The following is an 18,413-nucleotide window of genomic DNA, read 5'->3' as shown; positions in this document are numbered from 1 at the left end:
AGAACAAAAACCATGATCTTCACCCAGGAACACCAGGAACTGCGCCGCAGCGTGCGCGCCTTCGTTGACCGCGAGATCAACCCCCATGTGGACGAATGGGAAAAGGCCGGGCGTTTTCCCATCCACGAGATCTTCCGCAAGGCCGGCGACCTCGGCCTGCTGGGCATTTGCAAGCCGCAAAAGTTCGGCGGCATGGGCCTGGACTACAGCTACTCGATTGTCGCCGCCGAAGAGTTCGGCACCATCCATTGCGGCGGCATTCCCATGTCCATCGGCGTGCAGACCGACATGTGCACCCCCGCCCTCGCCCGCTTCGGCTCCGATGAGCTGCGCGAGCAATTCCTGCGCCCGGCCATCAGTGGCGAGCAGGTCGGTTGCATCGGGGTCTCGGAAACCGGCGCCGGCTCCGACGTGGCCGGGCTCAAGACCCACGCGCGCAAGGATGGCGATGACTACGTGATCAACGGCAGCAAAATGTGGATCACCAACTCGCCCAGCGCCGACTTCATTTGCCTGCTGGCCAACACCTCCGACGACAAGCCGCACATCAACAAATCACTGATCATGGTGCCCATGAACACCCCCGGTGTCAGCGTCAGCCCGCCCCTGGAAAAGCTCGGCATGCACAGCTCCGAAACCGCCCAGGTGTTCTTCGATGGCGTGCGCGTGCCACAACGCAACCGCATCGGCCATGAAGGCGCGGGTTTCATGATGCAGATGCTGCAATTCCAGGAAGAACGCCTGTTCGGCGCGGCCAACATGATCAAGGGCCTGGAGCACTGCATCGACAGCACCATCGACTATTGCAAGGAGCGCCAGACCTTCGGCAAGGCGCTGATCGACAACCAGGTGATCCACTTTCGCCTGGCCGAACTGAGCACCGAAATCGAATGCCTGCGGGCGCTGGTGTACCAGGCCACCGAGCAATATATCAAGGGCCAGGACGTGACTCGCCTGGCGTCCATGGCCAAACTCAAGGCCGGGCGCCTGGGCCGCGAAGTCAGTGACAGCTGCCTGCAATATTGGGGCGGCATGGGCTTTATGTGGGACAACCCGGTAGCGCGGGCCTATCGCGACGTGCGCCTGGTGTCGATCGGCGGCGGCGCCGACGAAATCATGCTGGGCATCATCTGCAAACTGATGGGCACCCTGCCGGGGAAAAACCATGAACACTCTACTGCTCGAACCGCACAACGGCGTGCTGCACATTACCCTCAACCGGCCGGAATGCCGCAACGCCATGAGCCTGCAGATGGTCAACGAACTGCGCACGGCCCTGGCGCAATTGGACAGCCAGGTGCGGGCCGTGGTGATCAGCGGCGCGGGCGGACACTTCTGCGCTGGGGCGGATGTGAAGGACCTGGTTACGGCGGGCGATCAGCTGGCCGCATTAAACCGAGCTTTCGGCGCCTTGTTGCAAGAGGTCGAAGCCGTTTCGCAGGTGGTGATCGTGGTGCTGCAAGGTGCGGTGTTGGGCGGTGGATTTGGCCTGGCATGCGTCAGCGATATCGCCATTGCCGACCACAAGGCGCAGTTCGGCTTGCCGGAAACCAGCCTGGGCCTGTTGCCGGCGCAGATCGCACCGTTCGTGGTCAAGCGCATCGGCCTCACCCAGGCCCGACGACTGGCCCTGACGGCAGCGCGCTTTGATGGGGTCGAGGCCGAGCGGTTGGGGCTGGTGCACTTTACCGAAAGCGATCCACAGGCATTGGCGCAGCGATTGGACGCGTTGCTGGGCCAGGTGTTGCAGTGCGCGCCGAAGGCCAATGCGCGCACCAAAGCGCTGTTGCTGGCCAGCGCGCAACAGCCGTTGGGGCCGCTGCTGGATCAGGCGGCGCAGTGGTTTGCCGAGGCGGTGACCGGTGAAGAAGGGATTGAGGGGACCCAGGCTTTTGTGCAGAAGCGCAAGCCTGGGTGGTGCAAATGACGCCATCGGGGGCAAGTCGAATCGTCGCAACGCTTCTCCCACAGGGGAACGCGTTTCAAATGTGGGAGGGGGCTTGCCCCCGATGAGGCCGGAACAGACACCCGTATAACCCGAGGGATAACCCAATGCCCGCATTCAACAAAATCCTCATCGCCAACCGCGGCGAAATCGCCTGCCGCATCCAGCGCACTGCCCAAGCCCTGGGCTACCGCACCGTGGCGGTGTACAGCGAGGCCGACAGCCAGGCCCTGCATGTGCAAATGGCGGACGAAGCGGTGAATATCGGCGCGGCGCCGGTGCAGCAGTCGTACCTCAACATCCCGGCCATCCTCGACGCAGCCCGACGCACAGGTGCCGACGCCATCCACCCCGGCTACGGCTTCCTTTCGGAAAACCCCGACTTTGCCCGCGCCTGCCGGCAGGCCAACCTCACCTTTATCGGCCCCAGCGTCGAGGCCATCGAGTTGATGGGCAGCAAGCGCCTGTCCAAACTGGCCATGCTCGACGCCGGTGTGCCCTGCATCGCCGGTTACCAGGGCAGCGCCCAGGACGACACCACGTTGCAACGGGAAGCCGAGCGCATCGGCTACCCGTTGATGATCAAGGCCAGCGCCGGTGGCGGCGGGCGTGGCATGCGCCTGGTGCATCAGCGCGAACATTTGCTGGAACACGTGCGCACCGCGCGCTCCGAGGCGCAGAACGCGTTCGGCAGTGATGAGCTGATTCTGGAACAGGCGCTGATCGAGCCGCGCCACGTCGAAATCCAACTGTTCGGCGACACCCATGGCCACCTCATCTACCTCGGTGAGCGCGACTGTTCGATCCAGCGCCGCCATCAAAAAGTCATTGAAGAAGCGCCGTGCCCGGTGATGACGCCCGAGCTGCGCCAGGCCATGGGCGCAGCCGCGCTCAGGGCCGGCCGCGCGGTGACGTATGTGGGCGCCGGTACCGTGGAGTTCCTGCTCGACCGCAACGGCCGGTTTTACTTCCTGGAAATGAACACCCGCCTGCAAGTGGAGCACCCGGTCACGGAGTTGATTACCGGCCTGGACCTGGTTCAGTTGCAATTGCAGATCGCCGCCGGCCAGGCGCTGCCCTTGACCCAAGAAGACGTGACGTTGACCGGCCACGCCATCGAAGCGCGCCTGTACGCCGAAGACCCGGCCCAGGGCTTTCTGCCGCAGACCGGTGAGGTGCTGCGCTGGGAACCCGCGCCCGGTGTGCGAATCGACCACGGGCTGTGCGAGGGCGATACCATCGGCCCGTTCTACGACGCCATGCAAGGCAAGATCATCGCCCACGGTGCCACCCGCGAAGAGGCACGGCGCAAGTTGTTGCGCGCGGTGCAAGACACGCAACTGCTCGGAGTAACCACCAACCAGCGCCTGTTGGCCGACCTGCTCACGCATCCAGGCTTTATCGGCGGCGATTTCACCACCGGGTTTATCGCCGAGCACTTCAGCGTCATTGCCCGACAGCCTGCGACCGACGAACAACTCGCCCTGGCCGCCGCGCTGTTTTATCACCACAGCGCCCGCCCGCATCCCCCAGGCTTGGCGGGATGGCGCAACAACGCCAGCACGCCCTGGACCTGCCGCCTTGAGGTCAACGACCAGATCCACAGCGTCACCGCCGCCGCCCTGCCGCTCACCACCGACGGCCGTCACGCCACGTTTGTGCTCAACGGCATTCGCCGTCGCATCGCCTACCACCTCGACGGCGACCGCCTGTGGCTGCCGGGCCTGGCGCTGACCAACCGCACCCAACCCGTCGCCAACCCTCAGGCCGACGCCGGCAGCGGTACGCTCAAGGCACCGATGGACGGCGCCATTGTCGATGTGCGCGTCAATGCCGGTGAGCGTGTGAGCAAAGGCCAACTGCTGCTGGTGCTGGAAGCCATGAAAATGGAGCATCCACTGACCGCGGGCATTGATGGCATCGTCAAAGGCGTGCAAGTCGCAACCGGCGATCAGGTGCGCAATCGCCAGGTTTTACTGGAGATTGAATAGGCCCTGGGCGGAACTACAAGGCCGGGCTACGCTCTATCCCCATCAGGAAGAGACGAGTACGGGAACCTGCACGATGCCTCATTGGCTGATTATTGACCTTGAAGCCACAACGGATGAAGGCGGCTGGCCCGTGACGGAAATGGAAGTCATCGAGATCGGCGCGAGCCTGGTCAACCGCCAGGGCCGCGAACTGGACCACTTCCAGCGCTTTGTGCGGCCGCTGCGCCGCCCCTTGCTGACGCCTTTTTGCCGCCAGCTCACCCACATCACCCAGGCGAACATCGACAGCGCGGCGCCCATCACCGAGGTGTGGCCGCTGTTCGAACGCTGGCTGGGCCAGCATCAACCGCGCCTGGAGGGCTGGGCCAGTTGGGGCGACTATGATCGCGCGCAGTTGGAGCTCGAATGGCAGCGCAATGGCCTGGCCAGCGCACTCACCGAAAAGCCCCATGTGAACCTCAAGCAGCGCTTCGCCAAGGCCCGGCGCCTGGACAAGCCCCTGGGGCTCAATGGCGCCCTGCAATTGGCGGGGATGCAGTTCCATGGCCAGCAACATCGGGCACTCGAAGATGCGCGCAACACCGCGCGCCTGCTGCCGCTGATTTTGCCGGTCTAGGCAGCCCCGTTGGCCTTGGGCATACTGGCCGACCTTTTCAGACCCTTTTTCCGAGGAATCGCCCATGTTTAAAGTCAACGAGTACTTCGACGGCACCGTCAAGTCGATCGCTTTCGGCACCGCAGAAGGTCCGGCGACCATCGGCGTCATGGCCCCGGGCGAATACGAATTCGGCACGGCCCAGCGTGAAATCATGCATGTGGTCTCCGGCGCCCTTATCGTCAAGCTGCCTGACGCCGAGTGGGAAACCTTCGCCGCCGGCAGCCAGTTCAACGTACCAGCCAACAGCAAGTTCCAGCTGAAGGTCGCCGTCGATACCGCTTACCTGTGCGAATACCGCGGCTGAGGGTTCAACCGAACAAAAAAATGCCCGTCTCCTGCGAGACGGGCATTTTTTATGGGCACTGAAAATTATTCCAGGACAGTCACCGGCATGCCTACTTCCAGGCGCCCTACCCCGTCGTTGACCAGGTTTTGGCCGAACATCGCGCCCTCTTGCGTGTTGCGGTAGGTTTGCAGCGTGGCAAAGGGTTCGCGGTCGGCGCTGCGCTCGCCGGTCTGTGGGTCGATGGTGGTGAGGATGCAGCGCGAGCAGGGCTTGACCACACGAAATTCGATATCGCCGATGCGCAGGCGCTTCCAGCCGTCCTCGGCAAAGGCTTCAGCGCCTTCGATCACCAGGTTGGGGCGAAAACGCAGCATCGGCATGGGGCGGCCGATTTTTGCGCAGAGGTCATCGAGGGAGCCCTGGCCGATGAGCAGCAACGGGTAACCATCGGCGAACGCCACCTGGTCATCATCGCGGCCATAACCCGCCTGGGTGCTGCGCGCATATTCCACGGGCATCTGCACCAGGCGCGTCGGCTTGCCGATGAAATCGCTGACCCAGGCAGCGGCGGCGTCACCGGCATCCGGCACACGCAGGGTGTCGCGCCAAATGGTCACGCCGCGCAGTTCGTTGGCGCTGCCGGGCAACGCCACGTCCAACGGCAGGTAGCCCGGCGAACTCAGGGTGAGCCCGCCGGCAGCGTTCCACAACGCCGACAATTGGCTCATCTTCGCCACGGCGCGCTGCGTGAGGAAACGCCCGCTGGCTTCGTCCACCAGCATCCAGCGTCGATCGCCCTCCAGCCCGAGTTTATCCAGGCCGACAGCCTGCAAGGTTTCGGCCTTGCCGGACTTCAAGGGGTAACGGTACAACGCGCTGAGACGAAGCATGGGCCTGCATTCCTCGGGGGGCAAAGAGTGCAACCCTAAGGTCAAGCCGAGGCTTCGTCCAGCATCAGTCGCTGACGCACCACATCCACCAGTTTGTCGGGCTGGAATTTGGACAGGAAATTGTCGCACCCGACCTTCTTCACCATCGATTCGTTGAAGCTGCCCGACAGCGAGGTGTGCAGCACCACGTAGAGTTTGCGCAGGCGCGGGTCGTTGCGGATTTCGGTGGTGAGGCGGTAGCCGTCCATCTCGGGCATTTCGGCGTCGGTGAAGATCATCAGCAGTTTGTCGGTCATCACGTGACCCTCATCGGCCCAGGCCTTGAGCATGTTCAACGCCTTGAGGCCGTCGCTGGCGATGTGCATCTTCACGCCCAGTTGGCCCAGGGTGTCGCGCAGTTGCGAGAGGGCAACGTTGGAGTCGTCCACCAGCAGCACTTCGCGCCCACGGGCACGTTCCAGCACCGGGTCTTCGAGTTTTTCACGCGAGACCTTGGCGTTGTAGGGCACGATTTCGGCGAGGACTTTTTCGACGTCGATGATTTCCACCAACTGGTCATCGACCTTACTGATGGCGGTGAGGTAATGCTGGCGCCCGGCGCTGGTCGGCGGCGGCAGGATGGCTTCCCAGTTCATGTTGACGATGCGGTCCACGCCACCGACCAGGAACGCCTGCACCGAGCGGTTGTACTCGGTGACGATGATGGTGCTGTTCGGGCCCGGTACCAGTGGGCGCATGCCGATCGCCTGGGACAGGTCGATCACCGGCAGGGTCTGGCCACGCAGGTTGACCACGCCACACACAAAAGGGTGGCGCTGGGGCATCAGCGTGAGCTTGGGCAGTTGCAGGACCTCCTGCACCTTGAACACGTTGATCGCAAACAGTTGCCGGCCGAACAGGCGGAACATGAGGATCTCCAGGCGATTCTCACCCACCAGTTGCGTACGTTGATCTACGGTGTCGAGAATGCCGGCCATTAAATGCTCCTGATGTGCGCTGGAAATGTGGCGCGAACGGATTATGCAGTTCACTTGAGCTAGTTATCGGCGGCAAATGCCAGACCTTGACCCCCTGTAAAGTGCCACGGAAATTGATTGATGTCACACTGACATCATGCTTTACTGCGCGGGCCTCTCCAGACGGCAGTACAGCGACGTTGCGTGACATTCAAATCGACGCAAGGTTCCGCTATGTAAGGGGTTCCCCTATGCACAATCAGGCAAAACCTGATATTCGCAGTATCTAATAGCCATTAATGTGACGCCATTCTCATTGCATGAATGGAGTCAGGCTTTTGTTTGCCATGCCAAGCCCTCGGCCCACAGGCCTTTCAGACGTCCATGTCACGGCAAGTGAAGGTGTGCAACAAAGCCCACTCACCAAGGCTACGCACGGCCCTTGCCGTCATTCCAATAAACGTCTTACTAAAAAATCAGAAGCGACCTACAGGTCCAAGCCAAATTTCAGCGCTATTTTTAAGCCATCCACCCAGTGCGACATCTCATCACCCGACCGTATGTTGTGGAGGCTTGCATGATGAATAGCGCAAATGAATGGCAGACCACCTTCCCCGAGTTCTTGATTGAAGCAGAAAAACTGCTGGCAAAATCAGAAGAATGCTTGAGCCATCTGCACTTGATCCGCGACGACAGCGATGCCATCGAGTGCATGAAAAACAGCTTGGCCAAACTGGCCGAGACAGCCGACAGCCTGGCCCTGCAAGCTATCAGCGAATTCTCCCGGCATATCGAGTATCTGATCGCCAACGCCGCCAGCCCCCTGCAATTGCATGATCAGGCGCTGGACGCGTTGCACGCCTGCTTGAGCCTGCTGGCCTGGCAACTGGAATTGATCGACACCCGCACGGGTGAGCTGGGCATGGACGACACCGAGCAAACCACCTTGATTGCCACGGTAAGCCTGCAGATTCCGCAAAAAAGCTTCAGTTATAAGCCGCAGCAACGCCTGCATCACGCGAGTTGATGGGTCGTCTTCAACTCACGTGTTCTTTACAGCCCAGAAGCTTGTTCACCCGTTAAAACGGCGCGCATAGATATCAATTAGCTATTAATGTTTATCACCACACCCCCACTCAAGTACGACAACTTCCTCTCACTGCCTACACTCCGGGAATGCCGCCTGGGGCAAGACCGCGGCCAAGTAAGCCTGCCGGTCATGGCACCAGGCGACCAACGGTAAGAGTGGTGGTACTATGCCTGCGCTCGAAGTGACCCAACTTCATGATGCGAATAAACGACTCGATAACGTATTCCAAACAAGACCGCTCAGCCGCCGTGACCGGTCTTCCCGCAGCGAACCTTTATTGGCTCCATCCGCTATGAATGCCAGCCTCAAGACACTCATTGCCAGGTCCGCGTCCCGCAGCAATGCACGCCGTTTGATCCTCACCCTGTGCCTTGGCTCGCTGCTGTTGAGCCTGTGGGCCTACGTTCGATCCGCGCCGCTGCCGCTGATGGTGTTGCTGCTCAACCTCGCTATCTTGCTGGTGGTGGGCCTGCAGCAGTGGTATTCGCGCAAGTCCATCAAGTTCCAGCCTCACGAACTGGCCAAGCGCCTGTTGCAAGTGCAAGAAAACGAACGCCACCGCCTCAGCCGCGAATTGCATGACGATATCGGCCAACTGCTGACCGCCGCCAAGCTGCAAAGCGAATGGCTCAAGCGGCGTCTGCCGGACGAACTGCAAAGCCAGTGCAGCGTGTTGTGCAACACCTTGAATGAGACCCTGGCCAAGGTGCGCGACGTGTCCGCCATCCTCAACCCGCGACAGCTCGCCAGCCTGGGCCTGGAAGCCAGCCTGCGCGCGCACTTGCTCAAGACGCTGGCAAACACCCCGGTGCACTGGAGCCTGGAATGCCAGCAACGGCTGACCGGCATCCCCGAAGAAATGGCCGTGGCGGCCTTTCGCATTACCCAGGAAGCGGTGACCAACATGCTGCGCCACGCCCAGGCGCGCAACGTGCTGGTTCGCCTGCAACGCCTGCCTGAAGGGCTGTCGCTGAGTATCTGTGATGACGGCCAGGGCTTTTCGCCCGCCATCGACCCAGGTAGCGAAGGCCAACGGGGCATGGCCGGCATGGCCGAGCGGATCGATCAGTTGGGAGGCACCCTGTCCGTGAGCAGCCAGCCTGGCGCCGGCACGCGCATCGAAGCACTTTTCCCCTGGGCGCCGCGCGCCCTCGAACGGGCCAGCTCCCCTAAGGTTCTCGAGTGACCTGTACATTATTGCTGGTGGATGACCACGCACTGATCAGGGCCGGCGTACGCGCGCTGATCCAAGACATTCCCGGCTATGCGGTGGCCGGCGAAGCCAGCGATGGCGCGCAATTGCTGGAGCAGTTCAGCGCGCTGCAGCCGGATATCGTCCTGTTGGACCTGTCGATGAAGCACACCAGCGGCCTGGATGCCTTGCAGCAACTCAAGCGCGCCTACCCCAGGAGCAAAGTGCTGATCCTGTCGATGCACACCGACCCGCAGTTGATCATGTGTGCGCTGGAGGCCGGCGCCCATGGCTACCTGCTCAAGGACACCACCGCCAATGAGCTGGAACACGCGCTGGCGGCCTTATCCAACAACGAGCGCTACCTGAGCCCGGCCATCGCCCACACCGTGATCAACCAGGCCTTGGTGCGTAACCAGGCGACCAGCGCGCCTGCCGGCCACAGCCATAACCTTACGGCGCGCCAATTGGAGATCCTGCGCCTGATCGTGCGTGGCAAATCCACCCGGGAGATTGCCCACGGCCTGGGCCTGAGCATCAAGACCGTGGAAGCGCACCGTTCGCAAATCATGAAGCGCCTGCAGATATTCGACGTCGCGGGCCTGGTGTTATTCGCGGTGCGCGAGCAGATCATCAGCCTGGATGACTAGCGGCGAACCCAGCGGCAGGTGCACACGAAGCGCCTTGGGCAAGGCTTCAAAACGCAGATCGTCACCCTGCAGCGGCTCACCGTCGAGGTTGATGTAAAGCCCTTCAGCCTGCTGGATCCGGACCCACGGCAGGCGCGCGCGGACAAACATGGTGTCCAGGCCCCACCCGTTGCTCATCAGCTCACGCAACGTGCCGACCACCTCCTGAGGTGCCGGCAGAATACTCACGTCGAGCAAGCCATCATCGGCCATGGCACCCGGGCACAGCTCATGCCCACCGCCGGCCTGGCGACCATTGCCGATGCCCAGCGCCAGCAGCTCGCCCTTCCAATGAAAATCCGGCCCGTCCAGCTCGGCATAGGCCGCCGTCAATTCGCTGAAACGCGTCAAGCCGGTAAACAGGTAGGCGGCGCCGCCCAGGACTTTTTTCAGGTCTTCGGAGGTGTTGGCGGTGACCTGGCTGCCGAAGCCGCCGGTGGCCATATTGAGAAAGATCTGCCCGCCGACCTGGCCGAGGTCGATCGCCCGCGGCGGCACGTCCAGCATCGCCAGCGCCAGGGCCGGCTCCAGCGGCACACCGGCGGCCTTGGCGAAATCATTGGCGGTGCCCAGGGGCATCAGCACCAGGCTGGCGTCGGTCCTGGCCAGGGCCATCGCTTCGGCCACATCGCGCAAGGTACCGTCGCCGCCACCGGCGATCAGGCAGGTGTATCCGTCGTCCAGGGCTTCGTTGACCAAGCGCTGGGCGTCGCCCCCCTCCCAGGTCACCCGTACCGCCAGCTCCCAGCCCTGCTCACGCCGGGCCTGCACGGCTGCGCGCACGCCCTCGTTGAGGGCTTGCTTGCCGTGGAGGATCAACAGTGCCTTGGGGCTGGTCATGGACGAGGTACTCCTGGATTCAAAGGTGCTTGAAGGATGTGGACCTTGAACCCGTAGCAAAAGTGCGGCAGCAAGTGACAAGCTTGTCGCACTCAGCCCTTGTGCAACTTACTCATCAACTGCGCCTCAGCCTGGGTCAGCCCGCACGACTGGGTCAGCTCGTCCACCGTCGCGCCCATGCCGACCAATTTCGCGGCCTGAGCGAACGACAGGCTGGCGGGATCACGCTGCTCGAGCTGCACCAGTTTGTCCGGCAACGGCGCGAGAATGGCGCGCAGTTCATGCACCTCATCCCCGACCTTCACCGCGCTACGCTGGTACTGGTCGACCCGCTTGACCAGCTCCAATACACGCCGGTCGCGCACAGCGTCGCGCTCGGCCTGCTGCATCGCCAATTCCCGTTGCTGGCGCAGGTAGCGCAGCAAAAAACCCAGGGTCCCGGCCCACAACAGGGCCAGGACAATCACCGCAGCCTCAAAGAACAATCAGATACTCTCCAGTTCCGACCATTCTTCTTCGCTCATCATCTTGTCCAGCTCAACCAGAATCAGCAGTTCGTTGTTCTTGTTGCACACGCCCTGGATGAACTTGGCCGATTCTTCGTTGCCCACGTTCGGCGCGGTTTCCACTTCCGATTGGCGCAGGTAAACCACTTCCGCCACGCTGTCGACCATGATGCCGACCACTTGCTTGTCGGCTTCGATGATGACGATACGGGTGTTGTCGCTGACTTCGACGGTACCCAGACCGAAGCGCTGGCGGGTGTCGATTACCGTCACCACGTTGCCGCGCAGGTTGATGATGCCCAGTACGTAGCTCGGCGCACCCGGAACCGGAGCGATCTCGGTGTAGCGCAGCACTTCCTGCACGCGCATCACGTTAATGCCGTAGGTCTCGTTGTCCAGCTTGAAGGTAACCCATTGCAGGATCGGATCATCCAAACCTTGTGCGGACGCTGACTTGTTCATATCTCTGACCCCTTCAGATGCCGATGTAGGCGGCGTATTTACTGCTTTTGACCACACTTGCGCGCGGCCCTTATTGTTCAATCAACTGCGTTTGTTGGCAGGCATCGCCTTGACGGCACCGCTGGCGATCAATTCGGCCAGTTCGGCAACGTCGAGCAACGCGCACATATGTTCGATCACGGTGCCCGCCAGCCAAGGCCGCTGGCCCCGGTGGCTGCGCCATTTGATTTCATTGGGATCCAGGCGCAGCGAGCGGCTGACTTGATGCACCGCCAACCCCCACTCGTAGCCCTGCACCGAAATCACGTATTGCAAGCCTTGGCGGAAGTCATCGCGGTAGCGGTCGGGCATCACCCAGCGCGCGGTGTCCAGCACCTTGAGGTTGCCGGCCTGGCTGGGCAGGATGCCGAGGAACCACTCCGGTTGCCCGAACAGCGGCGTCAATTCCTGGCCTTCCAGGGAATAGATCGAGCCCAGGCACACCAGCGGCACCGCCAAGGTCAACCCGGCGACGTCGAACAGCAAGCACTCGAACGGCTCGGCGGCCCACGACGGACGACCGTCGCCGGTGACCGGCGGCGGTGTGATGCTGGGCGGCAGGTGCACTTGCACCACCGGCTCGACCACCACCGGCGGCGTCAGCGCTTCCACGACAACCGGCGCCTCGGGCGCCACGGTCAGCGGCGCGGCGTGTGCATCGCGGGCCTGCTCTTCCAATACAGCCAACTGAAACTCATCCAGGGCGTCCGACGGCGGCACTTCTACCGCCGGTTCCAGCACCAGGATCGGTTCCGGTAATTCTTCTGCGGTCGCGTCTTGCAGCAGGGCGTCCAGGTAGGACTCCAGCGCCAGTTGCGGCCGGGTCTTGGTCTTGAGTTCAACGGGGCGGTTCATCATCAAGCCACCTGCGCCACGAGTTGCTGCGACAGCAGATGCTTGAGCAACGCACGGTAAGCCATGACGCCACGGCTCTTGGCGTCGAACTGCGAAGGCGTGAGCCCGGCGCGGCTGGCATCGCGCAGGCGCGTGTCCACCGGGATGTAGCCGTTCCAGATGCTCTGCGGGTAGGCGTCGCGCAATACGCGCAAGGTACCGAGGGAGGCCTGGGTGCGGCGGTCGAACAAGGTGGGGACGATGCTGTACGGCAGCGGCTGCTTGCGCGAGCGGTTGATCATGGCCAAGGTGCTGACCATGCGCTCCAGGCCTTTGACCGCCAGGTGTTCGGTCTGCACCGGGATCACCAGTTGCTGGCTCGCCGCCAAGGCATTGACCATCAGCACGCCGAGCAACGGCGGGCTGTCGATGATCGCGTAGTCGAAGTCCTGCCACAGTTGCGCCAGGGTCTTGGCGATCACCAGGCCCAGGCCGCTCTGCCCCGGCGACTGACGCTCCAGGGTGGCCAGCGCGGTGCTGGACGGCAACAGGGAAATGCTCTCGTTGCTGGTTGGCAGCAGCAATTGGCCGGGCAAGTCGCCAGGCACACTGCCCTTGTGCAGGAACAGGTCGAAACAGCTGTGCTCCAGCGCATCCGGGTCATAGCCGAAGTAGCTGGTCATCGAGCCGTGGGGGTCAAGGTCAACCACGACCACGCGCTTGCCCGCTTCGGCCAGCAAGCCGGCTAAGGCGATGGAGGTGGTGGTCTTGCCGACTCCACCTTTTTGATTGGCAACTGCCCAGACTCTCATTCGGATGGTTCCTCCCGGTGGGCACAAGCGCGACCGAGACATTGCATAGGTTATTGAGCCGGTGACGGAGAATTGACGGCACTCTGCCGAACCAGCGGTTTTACCGGGGCCGGTGCAGTTTGTGTGCCAGCGCGCTTCAGGGCCGCGTCCGGTGTTGCATTGGCGGTGCCGGTCCCGGTCAGGCTGCGGCGCACATCCAGGTTTCGCGAGACCACCAACACCACCCGCCGGTTGCGCGCGCGGCCTTCCAGCGTGGCGTTATTGGCCACCGGCTGAAACTCGCCGTACCCCACCGAGGCCAGGCGCCCGGGGTTTACGCCCTGCATCGCGAGCATGCGCACGATGCTCGCGGCACGCGCCGATGACAGTTCCCAGTTGGTCGGGTACTGCGCGGTGCTGATCGGCACGTTGTCGGTAAAGCCCTCGACGTGCACCGGGTTCTCAAACGGTTTGAGGATCGCCGCCACCTTGTCGATGATTGTGAACGCCTGGTCGCTGGGCATTGCATCGGCGCTGGCGAACAACAGGCTGGAGTTGAGTTCGATCTCTACCCACAACTCGTTGCCGCGCACGGTCATCTGGTTGGAGCTGATCAAGTCGCCGAACGCGGCACTGATGTCATCGGCGATGCTTTTCAGCGGGTCGCTGGTGCCCCCCACGCCGGCGGCTGTTTCGTCACTGTCGTTGACCAGCGGCTTGGCCGGCGTCACGGTCTTGGGTCGCTCTTCGCCGATGGGGATCGGCTTGAGCGCGCGGTCGGCGTCGTTGAACACGCCGATCAGCGCCTGGGAAATGACTTTGTACTTGCCTTCGTTGATCGACGAGATGGAATACATCACCACGAAAAACGCAAACAGCAAGGTGATGAAGTCCGCGTAGGACACCAGCCAGCGCTCGTGGTTGACGTGTTCTTCAGGCTCGCGGCGGCGACGGCTCACAGGCAGGCACCTCTCTGTACACCACTTATGTAACCGCCCCGCTCACAGGGGTGAGCGAGCAAGCTCGCTGGCCACACGTCATTGTTCATATCCATCAGTCCATGAAGCCCTGGAGCTTCAATTCGATGGAGCGCGGGTTCTCGCCCTCGGCAATCGACAGGATGCCTTCGAGCAGCATTTCGCGGTAACGGGATTGGCGCATGGCAATCGACTTGAGCTTGCTCGCTACCGGCAACAACACCAGGTTGGCGCTGGCCACACCGTAGATGGTGGCAACGAACGCCACGGCAATCCCGCTGCCCAGTTGCGAAGGGTCGGCGAGGTTGCCCATCACATGGATCAAGCCCATCACCGCACCGATGATGCCGATGGTCGGCGCGTAACCGCCCATGCTTTCGTAGACTTTGGCCGCGTTGATGTCGCGGCTTTCCTGGGTGTAGAAATCCACCTCAAGGATGCTGCGGATCGCTTCCGGCTCGGCGCCGTCCACCAGCAACTGCAAGCCTTTGCGCGCGTAGCTGTCGGGCTCGGCATCGGCCACGCCTTCCAGCCCCAGCAGGCCTTCCTTGCGGGCGGTGAGGCTCCAGTTGACCACGCGGTCGATGCCACCGGCCAAGTCGACGCGTGGCGGGAAAATGATCCAGATCGCGATCTGCATTGCACGCTTGAACGAACTCATCGGCGACTGCAGCAACGCGGCGCCCACGGTGCCGCCAATCACGATCAGCGCCGCCGGCCCGTTGGCCAAGGCGCCCAGGTGGCCGCCTTCGAGGTAGTTGCCGCCAATGATTGCGACAAACGCCATGGTGATGCCGATCAGGCTCAACACATCCATTAGAGGCAGGCCTCCACCAAATGCTTGCCGATGTCGTCCAGGCTGTACACGGCGTCGGCCAGGTCCGCCTTGACGATGGCCATGGGCATGCCATAGATCACACAGCTGGCTTCGTCCTGGGCCCAGATCGCACTGCCGCCCTGCTTGAGCAGGCGCGCGCCTTCACGGCCGTCGGCGCCCATGCCGGTGAGCACCACCGCCAGAACTTTGTCACCGTAGGACTTGGCCGCCGAACCGAAGGTGATGTCCACGCACGGCTTGTAGTTGAGGCGCTCATCGCCCGGCAGGATTTTGATCGCGCCACGGCCGTCGACCATCATCTGCTTGCCGCCGGGGGCCAGCAGCGCCAGGCCAGGGCGCAGAATGTCGCCATCCTCGGCTTCCTTGACACTGATGCGGCACAGCTTGTCCAGGCGTTCGGCAAAGGCTTTGGTGAACGCGGCGGGCATGTGCTGGATCAACACGATCGGCGCCGGAAAGTTGGCCGGCAACTGGGTCAACACGCGCTGCAAGGCGACCGGGCCACCCGTGGAGGTGCCGATGGCGACCAGCTTGTAGGCTTTGCGCTTGGGTGCCGGCGAATGCGCCGTTGCAGTGGCCGGGGCCGACGTGCGTACCGGTGGCGGTGCAGGCCGTGCAAGCGGCGCCGGCGCCGGGCGACCGAACGAGGCACGGCTGGAGGCAGCCGGCGGAGCCACCGCTGCCGGGGCAGGCGTCGGTGTCGGTGTCGGCGCGCTGAACAGGCTGCGGCGGTTACTGCGCGAGATGCTGTGGACTTTCTCGCACAGCATCTGCTTGACCTTCTCGGGGTTGCGCGAGATGTCTTCGAAATTCTTCGGCAAAAAGTCCACCGCACCGGCATCCAGCGCATCGAGGGTCACTCGGGCGCCTTCATGGGTCAGCGAGGAGAACATCAATACCGGGGTGGGGCAGCGTTGCATGATGTGCCGGACTGCCGTGATGCCATCCATCATCGGCATCTCGTAGTCCATGGTGATCACGTCCGGCTTCAGCGCAATGGCTTGATCAATCGCCTCTTTGCCGTTGGTGGCCGTGCCGACCACCTGGATGCTTGGATCGGCGGAAAGAATTTCCGAGACGCGGCGGCGGAAGAAACCCGAATCGTCCACCACCAGGACCTTGACTGCCATAAACACTCCGTTAGGTGGGGCGGGCGAGACCGCCCTGCCCCACCAGAATCAAATACGCCGAGCGGCGTAACGCTTGAGCATGCTCGGAACATCGAGAATCAGCGCGATCCGACCGTCACCGGTGATGGTCGCACCCGACATGCCCGGGGTTCCCTGCAGCATTTTGCCCAAAGGCTTGATGACCACTTCTTCCTGGCCCACCAGTTGATCGACGACAAAGCCGATACGCTGGGTACCCACGGAGAGAATCACCACATGACCTTCGTGCTGCTCTTCATGGGCGGCCGATGCAACCAGCCAGCGCTTGAGGTAGAACAGGGGCAGCGCCTTGTCGCGCACGATCACCACTTCCTGGCCGTCCACCACGTTGGTGCGCGACAGGTCGAGGTGGAAGATCTCGTTGACGTTGACCAGCGGGAAGGCGAACGCCTGGTTGCCCAGCATCACCATCAGGGTCGGCATGATCGCCAGGGTCAACGGCACCTTGATCACGATCTTCGAGCCCTGGCCCTTGGTCGAGTAGATATTGATCGAGCCATTGAGCTGGCTGATCTTGGTCTTCACCACGTCCATGCCGACGCCACGGCCCGACACATCGGAAATCTCGGTCTTGGTCGAGAAGCCAGGGGCGAAGATAAGGTTGTAGCACTCGGTGTCGGTCAGGCGGTCGGCGGCGTCCTTGTCCATCACGCCACGCTTGACCGCGATATTGCGCAGGATGGTCGGGTCCATGCCCTTGCCGTCATCGGTGATCGACAGCAGGATGTGGTCGCCTTCCTGCTCCGCCGCCAGGATGACTTTGCCGCCACGGGACTTGCCCGAGGCTTCGCGTTCTTCCGGGGTTTCGACGCCGTGGTCGACCGCGTTGCGCACCAAGTGAACCAGCGGGTCGGCCAGGGCCTCGACAAGGTTTTTGTCGAGGTCGGTTTCTTCACCCACCAGTTCCAGGTTGATCTCTTTCTTCAGTTGGCGCGCCAAGTCACGCACCAGGCGCGGGAAGCGGCCGAAGACTTTCTTGATCGGCTGCATCCGCGTTTTCATCACGGCGGTTTGCAGGTCGGCGGTCACCACGTCGAGGTTCGACACGGCCTTTTGCATGGCTTCATCGCCACTGCTCAGGCCCAGGCGCACCAGGCGGTTACGTACCAGCACCAGCTCGCCGACCATGTTCATGATGTCGTCCAGCCGCGCGGTGTCCACGCGCACGGTGGTTTCGGCTTCACTGGCGGGTTTGTCCGCAGGCGGCGCCGCGGCGGCGGCACGCGCTGGGGCCGCAGCCGGCGCCGCCGCTGGGGCAGGTGCCGGTTTGGCGGCTGGAGCGGCTGGAGCGGCTGGAGCGGCAGCTTTGGCGGGTGCAGCCGCTTTGGCGGCAACCGGTGCTGCCGTAGCGGCGGCAGGTGCAACCTCGCTGAACTTGCCCTTGCCGTGCAAATCGTCAAGCAGGGCTTCGAATTCGTTATCCGTGATCAGGCCATCAGCGGCAGGCTGCGCAGGGGCGGCAGGCGCAGCGGCGGTGGCGGCGACTGCCGGCAAGGCATCGGCCGCAAAGGTGCCTTTGCCGTGCAGTTGGTCGAGCAACGCTTCGAATTCGTCGTCGGTGATGTCGGTGCTGACCGGCCCGCCCGCTGCGGCAGGTGCAGGAGCGGCAGCGGCAGGCGCCACCGCATCAGCGGCGAACTGGCCTTTGCCATGCAGCTGGTCGAGCAGCGATTCGAATTCTGCGTCGGTAATGTCTTCGCTGGTCGGCGCCGCTGCCGGGGCTTCGGCGGCCGGTGCTTCGGCTTCGGCCTTGACGGCACTGAGGGAGTTGAGCAGTTGTTCGAACTCAGTGTCCGTGACATCCGCTTCAGGCTCCGCCACAGGCTCCGGCGCCGCTTCAACCACCGGCGCGCAAGTGTCCGCAGGCTCTGCATAGCGCGCCAGGGCCGCCAACAGTTCCGGCGTGGCCGCCGTGATCGGGGCACGTTCACGCACTTGGCTGAACATGCCGTTGACCGCATCCAGTGCTTCGAGAATCACGTCCATCAACTCCGAATCAACGTGACGCTCACCCTTGCGCAGGATGTCGAACACGTTCTCGGCGATGTGGCAGCACTCCACCAGCTCATGGAGCTGGAGGAAGCCGGCGCCCCCTTTTACAGTGTGAAAACCGCGAAAAATTGCATTGAGCAGGTTCGCATCATCCGGGCGGCTTTCCAGCTCGACCAGTTGCTCGGACAGTTGCTCTAAAATTTCGCCGGCCTCTACAAGGAAATCCTGAAGGATCTCTTCATCGGCGCCGAAGCTCATGTGGGTGCTC

General features: G+C 62.6%; 18 protein-coding genes and 1 pseudogene. 8 read left to right on the top strand and 11 right to left on the bottom strand.

The window, feature by feature from the left end:
* Positions 1-12 precede the first annotated feature (12 nt).
* The 5 genes and pseudogenes from atuD to ppnP form a co-directional block, all read left to right on the top strand.
* Positions 13-1,161: pseudogene (atuD, locus tag AB4N98_RS20830) on the top strand (citronellyl-CoA dehydrogenase); the annotation flags it as partial.
* A gap of 4 nt (positions 1,162-1,165) precedes the next feature.
* The gene (locus tag AB4N98_RS20825) at positions 1,166-1,927 is read left to right on the top strand and encodes an enoyl-CoA hydratase/isomerase family protein (RefSeq protein WP_017527653.1); all 762 of its coding nucleotides are present in this window, start codon (positions 1,166-1,168) and stop codon (positions 1,925-1,927) included.
* A gap of 125 nt (positions 1,928-2,052) precedes the next feature.
* Positions 2,053-3,936, top strand: coding sequence for an acetyl/propionyl/methylcrotonyl-CoA carboxylase subunit alpha (locus AB4N98_RS20820; RefSeq protein WP_065876514.1), 1,884 nt, complete (start codon positions 2,053-2,055; stop codon positions 3,934-3,936).
* Positions 3,937-4,009: 73 nt separating this feature from the next.
* Complete coding sequence (locus AB4N98_RS20815; RefSeq protein ID WP_017527651.1) at positions 4,010-4,552, top strand: 3'-5' exonuclease; 543 nt, start codon at positions 4,010-4,012, stop codon at positions 4,550-4,552.
* A 64-nt stretch (positions 4,553-4,616) separates the two neighbouring features.
* Positions 4,617-4,898, top strand: a complete 282-nt coding sequence (ppnP, locus tag AB4N98_RS20810) for a pyrimidine/purine nucleoside phosphorylase (protein ID WP_017527650.1) — start codon at positions 4,617-4,619, stop codon at positions 4,896-4,898.
* A 65-nt stretch (positions 4,899-4,963) separates the two neighbouring features.
* Here the strand turns inward: ppnP and AB4N98_RS20805 are convergent, their stop codons facing one another.
* The gene (locus tag AB4N98_RS20805) at positions 4,964-5,770 is read right to left on the bottom strand and encodes an MOSC domain-containing protein (protein ID WP_065876515.1); all 807 of its coding nucleotides are present in this window, start codon (positions 5,768-5,770) and stop codon (positions 4,964-4,966) included.
* Between the two features lie 41 nt (positions 5,771-5,811).
* Positions 5,812-6,747, bottom strand: a complete 936-nt coding sequence (locus tag AB4N98_RS20800; protein WP_017527648.1) for a chemotaxis protein CheV — start codon at positions 6,745-6,747, stop codon at positions 5,812-5,814.
* A 556-nt stretch (positions 6,748-7,303) separates the two neighbouring features.
* Here AB4N98_RS20800 and AB4N98_RS20795 point away from each other — a divergent pair.
* The 3 genes from AB4N98_RS20795 (at position 7,304) to AB4N98_RS20785 (ending at position 9,658) form a co-directional block, all read left to right on the top strand.
* A complete protein-coding gene (locus AB4N98_RS20795; protein WP_017527647.1) occupies positions 7,304-7,753 on the top strand; it encodes a hypothetical protein in 450 nt (149 codons plus the stop codon).
* A 355-nt stretch (positions 7,754-8,108) separates the two neighbouring features.
* Positions 8,109-9,002, top strand: coding sequence for a sensor histidine kinase (locus tag AB4N98_RS20790; RefSeq protein WP_017527646.1), 894 nt, complete (start codon positions 8,109-8,111; stop codon positions 9,000-9,002).
* Positions 8,999-9,658 carry a response regulator transcription factor gene (locus AB4N98_RS20785; RefSeq protein ID WP_017527645.1) on the top strand — a complete coding sequence of 220 codons (660 nt, stop codon included), beginning with the start codon at positions 8,999-9,001 and terminating at the stop codon, positions 9,656-9,658. The genes AB4N98_RS20790 and AB4N98_RS20785 overlap by 4 nt, the downstream gene beginning before the upstream one ends.
* Here AB4N98_RS20785 and yegS read toward each other — a convergent pair.
* From yegS to AB4N98_RS20740, 9 genes are all read right to left on the bottom strand, one after another.
* A complete protein-coding gene (gene yegS, locus AB4N98_RS20780) occupies positions 9,617-10,537 on the bottom strand; it encodes a lipid kinase YegS (protein ID WP_065876516.1) in 921 nt (306 codons plus the stop codon). The two genes, AB4N98_RS20785 and yegS, sit on opposite strands and share 42 nt — an antisense overlap.
* 92 nt (positions 10,538-10,629) lie before the next feature.
* Positions 10,630-11,022 carry a DUF2802 domain-containing protein gene (locus tag AB4N98_RS20775; RefSeq protein WP_017527643.1) on the bottom strand — a complete coding sequence of 131 codons (393 nt, stop codon included), beginning with the start codon at positions 11,020-11,022 and terminating at the stop codon, positions 10,630-10,632.
* The gene (locus AB4N98_RS20770; RefSeq protein WP_010208785.1) at positions 11,023-11,505 is read right to left on the bottom strand and encodes a chemotaxis protein CheW; all 483 of its coding nucleotides are present in this window, start codon (positions 11,503-11,505) and stop codon (positions 11,023-11,025) included.
* 81 nt (positions 11,506-11,586) lie between these two features.
* On the bottom strand, positions 11,587-12,399 hold the full coding sequence (locus AB4N98_RS20765; protein WP_026067243.1) for a CheW domain-containing protein: 813 nt from the start codon (positions 12,397-12,399) through the stop codon (positions 11,587-11,589).
* 2 nt (positions 12,400-12,401) lie between these two features.
* A complete protein-coding gene (locus AB4N98_RS20760; protein WP_017527641.1) occupies positions 12,402-13,190 on the bottom strand; it encodes a ParA family protein in 789 nt (262 codons plus the stop codon).
* Between the two features lie 50 nt (positions 13,191-13,240).
* Positions 13,241-14,128 (bottom strand): flagellar motor protein MotD, encoded by an 888-nt coding sequence (gene motD / locus AB4N98_RS20755; protein ID WP_017527640.1) that lies wholly within the window; start codon positions 14,126-14,128, stop codon positions 13,241-13,243.
* 94 nt (positions 14,129-14,222) lie between these two features.
* Complete coding sequence (locus AB4N98_RS20750) at positions 14,223-14,963, bottom strand: flagellar motor protein (protein WP_017527639.1); 741 nt, start codon at positions 14,961-14,963, stop codon at positions 14,223-14,225.
* On the bottom strand, positions 14,963-16,114 hold the full coding sequence (locus AB4N98_RS20745) for a protein-glutamate methylesterase/protein-glutamine glutaminase (RefSeq protein WP_017527638.1): 1,152 nt from the start codon (positions 16,112-16,114) through the stop codon (positions 14,963-14,965). Before AB4N98_RS20745 ends, AB4N98_RS20750 begins: the two co-directional genes overlap by 1 nt.
* Positions 16,115-16,162: 48 nt before the next feature.
* Positions 16,163-18,403 (bottom strand): chemotaxis protein CheA, encoded by a 2,241-nt coding sequence (locus tag AB4N98_RS20740; RefSeq protein WP_137219827.1) that lies wholly within the window; start codon positions 18,401-18,403, stop codon positions 16,163-16,165.
* Between the last annotated feature and the right edge of the window lie 10 nt (positions 18,404-18,413).

It is taken from the genome of Pseudomonas sp. S3_E10 (genome assembly GCF_054667615.1).
Note: the sequence above shows the minus strand (reverse complement) of the source record. Positions and strands in the feature narration are given on the sequence as shown.

Excerpts from the sequence above, each read along its gene's own strand:
- AB4N98_RS20825 (WP_017527653.1), top strand. The coding sequence starts at position 1,166 with ATGAACACTCTACTGCTCGAACCGCACAACGGCGTGCTGCACATTACC.
- AB4N98_RS20820 (WP_065876514.1), top strand. The coding sequence starts at position 2,053 with ATGCCCGCATTCAACAAAATCCTCATCGCCAACCGCGGCGAAATCGCC.
- AB4N98_RS20815 (WP_017527651.1), top strand. The coding sequence starts at position 4,010 with ATGCCTCATTGGCTGATTATTGACCTTGAAGCCACAACGGATGAAGGC.
- ppnP (WP_017527650.1), top strand. The coding sequence starts at position 4,617 with ATGTTTAAAGTCAACGAGTACTTCGACGGCACCGTCAAGTCGATCGCT.
- AB4N98_RS20805 (WP_065876515.1), bottom strand. The coding sequence starts at position 5,770 with ATGCTTCGTCTCAGCGCGTTGTACCGTTACCCCTTGAAGTCCGGCAAG.
- AB4N98_RS20800 (WP_017527648.1), bottom strand. The coding sequence starts at position 6,747 with ATGGCCGGCATTCTCGACACCGTAGATCAACGTACGCAACTGGTGGGT.
- AB4N98_RS20795 (WP_017527647.1), top strand. The coding sequence starts at position 7,304 with ATGATGAATAGCGCAAATGAATGGCAGACCACCTTCCCCGAGTTCTTG.
- AB4N98_RS20790 (WP_017527646.1), top strand. The coding sequence starts at position 8,109 with ATGAATGCCAGCCTCAAGACACTCATTGCCAGGTCCGCGTCCCGCAGC.
- yegS (WP_065876516.1), bottom strand. The coding sequence starts at position 10,537 with ATGACCAGCCCCAAGGCACTGTTGATCCTCCACGGCAAGCAAGCCCTC.
- AB4N98_RS20770 (WP_010208785.1), bottom strand. The coding sequence starts at position 11,505 with ATGAACAAGTCAGCGTCCGCACAAGGTTTGGATGATCCGATCCTGCAA.
- AB4N98_RS20765 (WP_026067243.1), bottom strand. The coding sequence starts at position 12,399 with ATGAACCGCCCCGTTGAACTCAAGACCAAGACCCGGCCGCAACTGGCG.
- AB4N98_RS20760 (WP_017527641.1), bottom strand. The coding sequence starts at position 13,190 with ATGAGAGTCTGGGCAGTTGCCAATCAAAAAGGTGGAGTCGGCAAGACC.
- AB4N98_RS20750 (WP_017527639.1), bottom strand. The coding sequence starts at position 14,963 with ATGGATGTGTTGAGCCTGATCGGCATCACCATGGCGTTTGTCGCAATC.
- AB4N98_RS20745 (WP_017527638.1), bottom strand. The coding sequence starts at position 16,114 with ATGGCAGTCAAGGTCCTGGTGGTGGACGATTCGGGTTTCTTCCGCCGC.
- AB4N98_RS20740 (WP_137219827.1), bottom strand. The coding sequence starts at position 18,403 with ATGAGCTTCGGCGCCGATGAAGAGATCCTTCAGGATTTCCTTGTAGAG.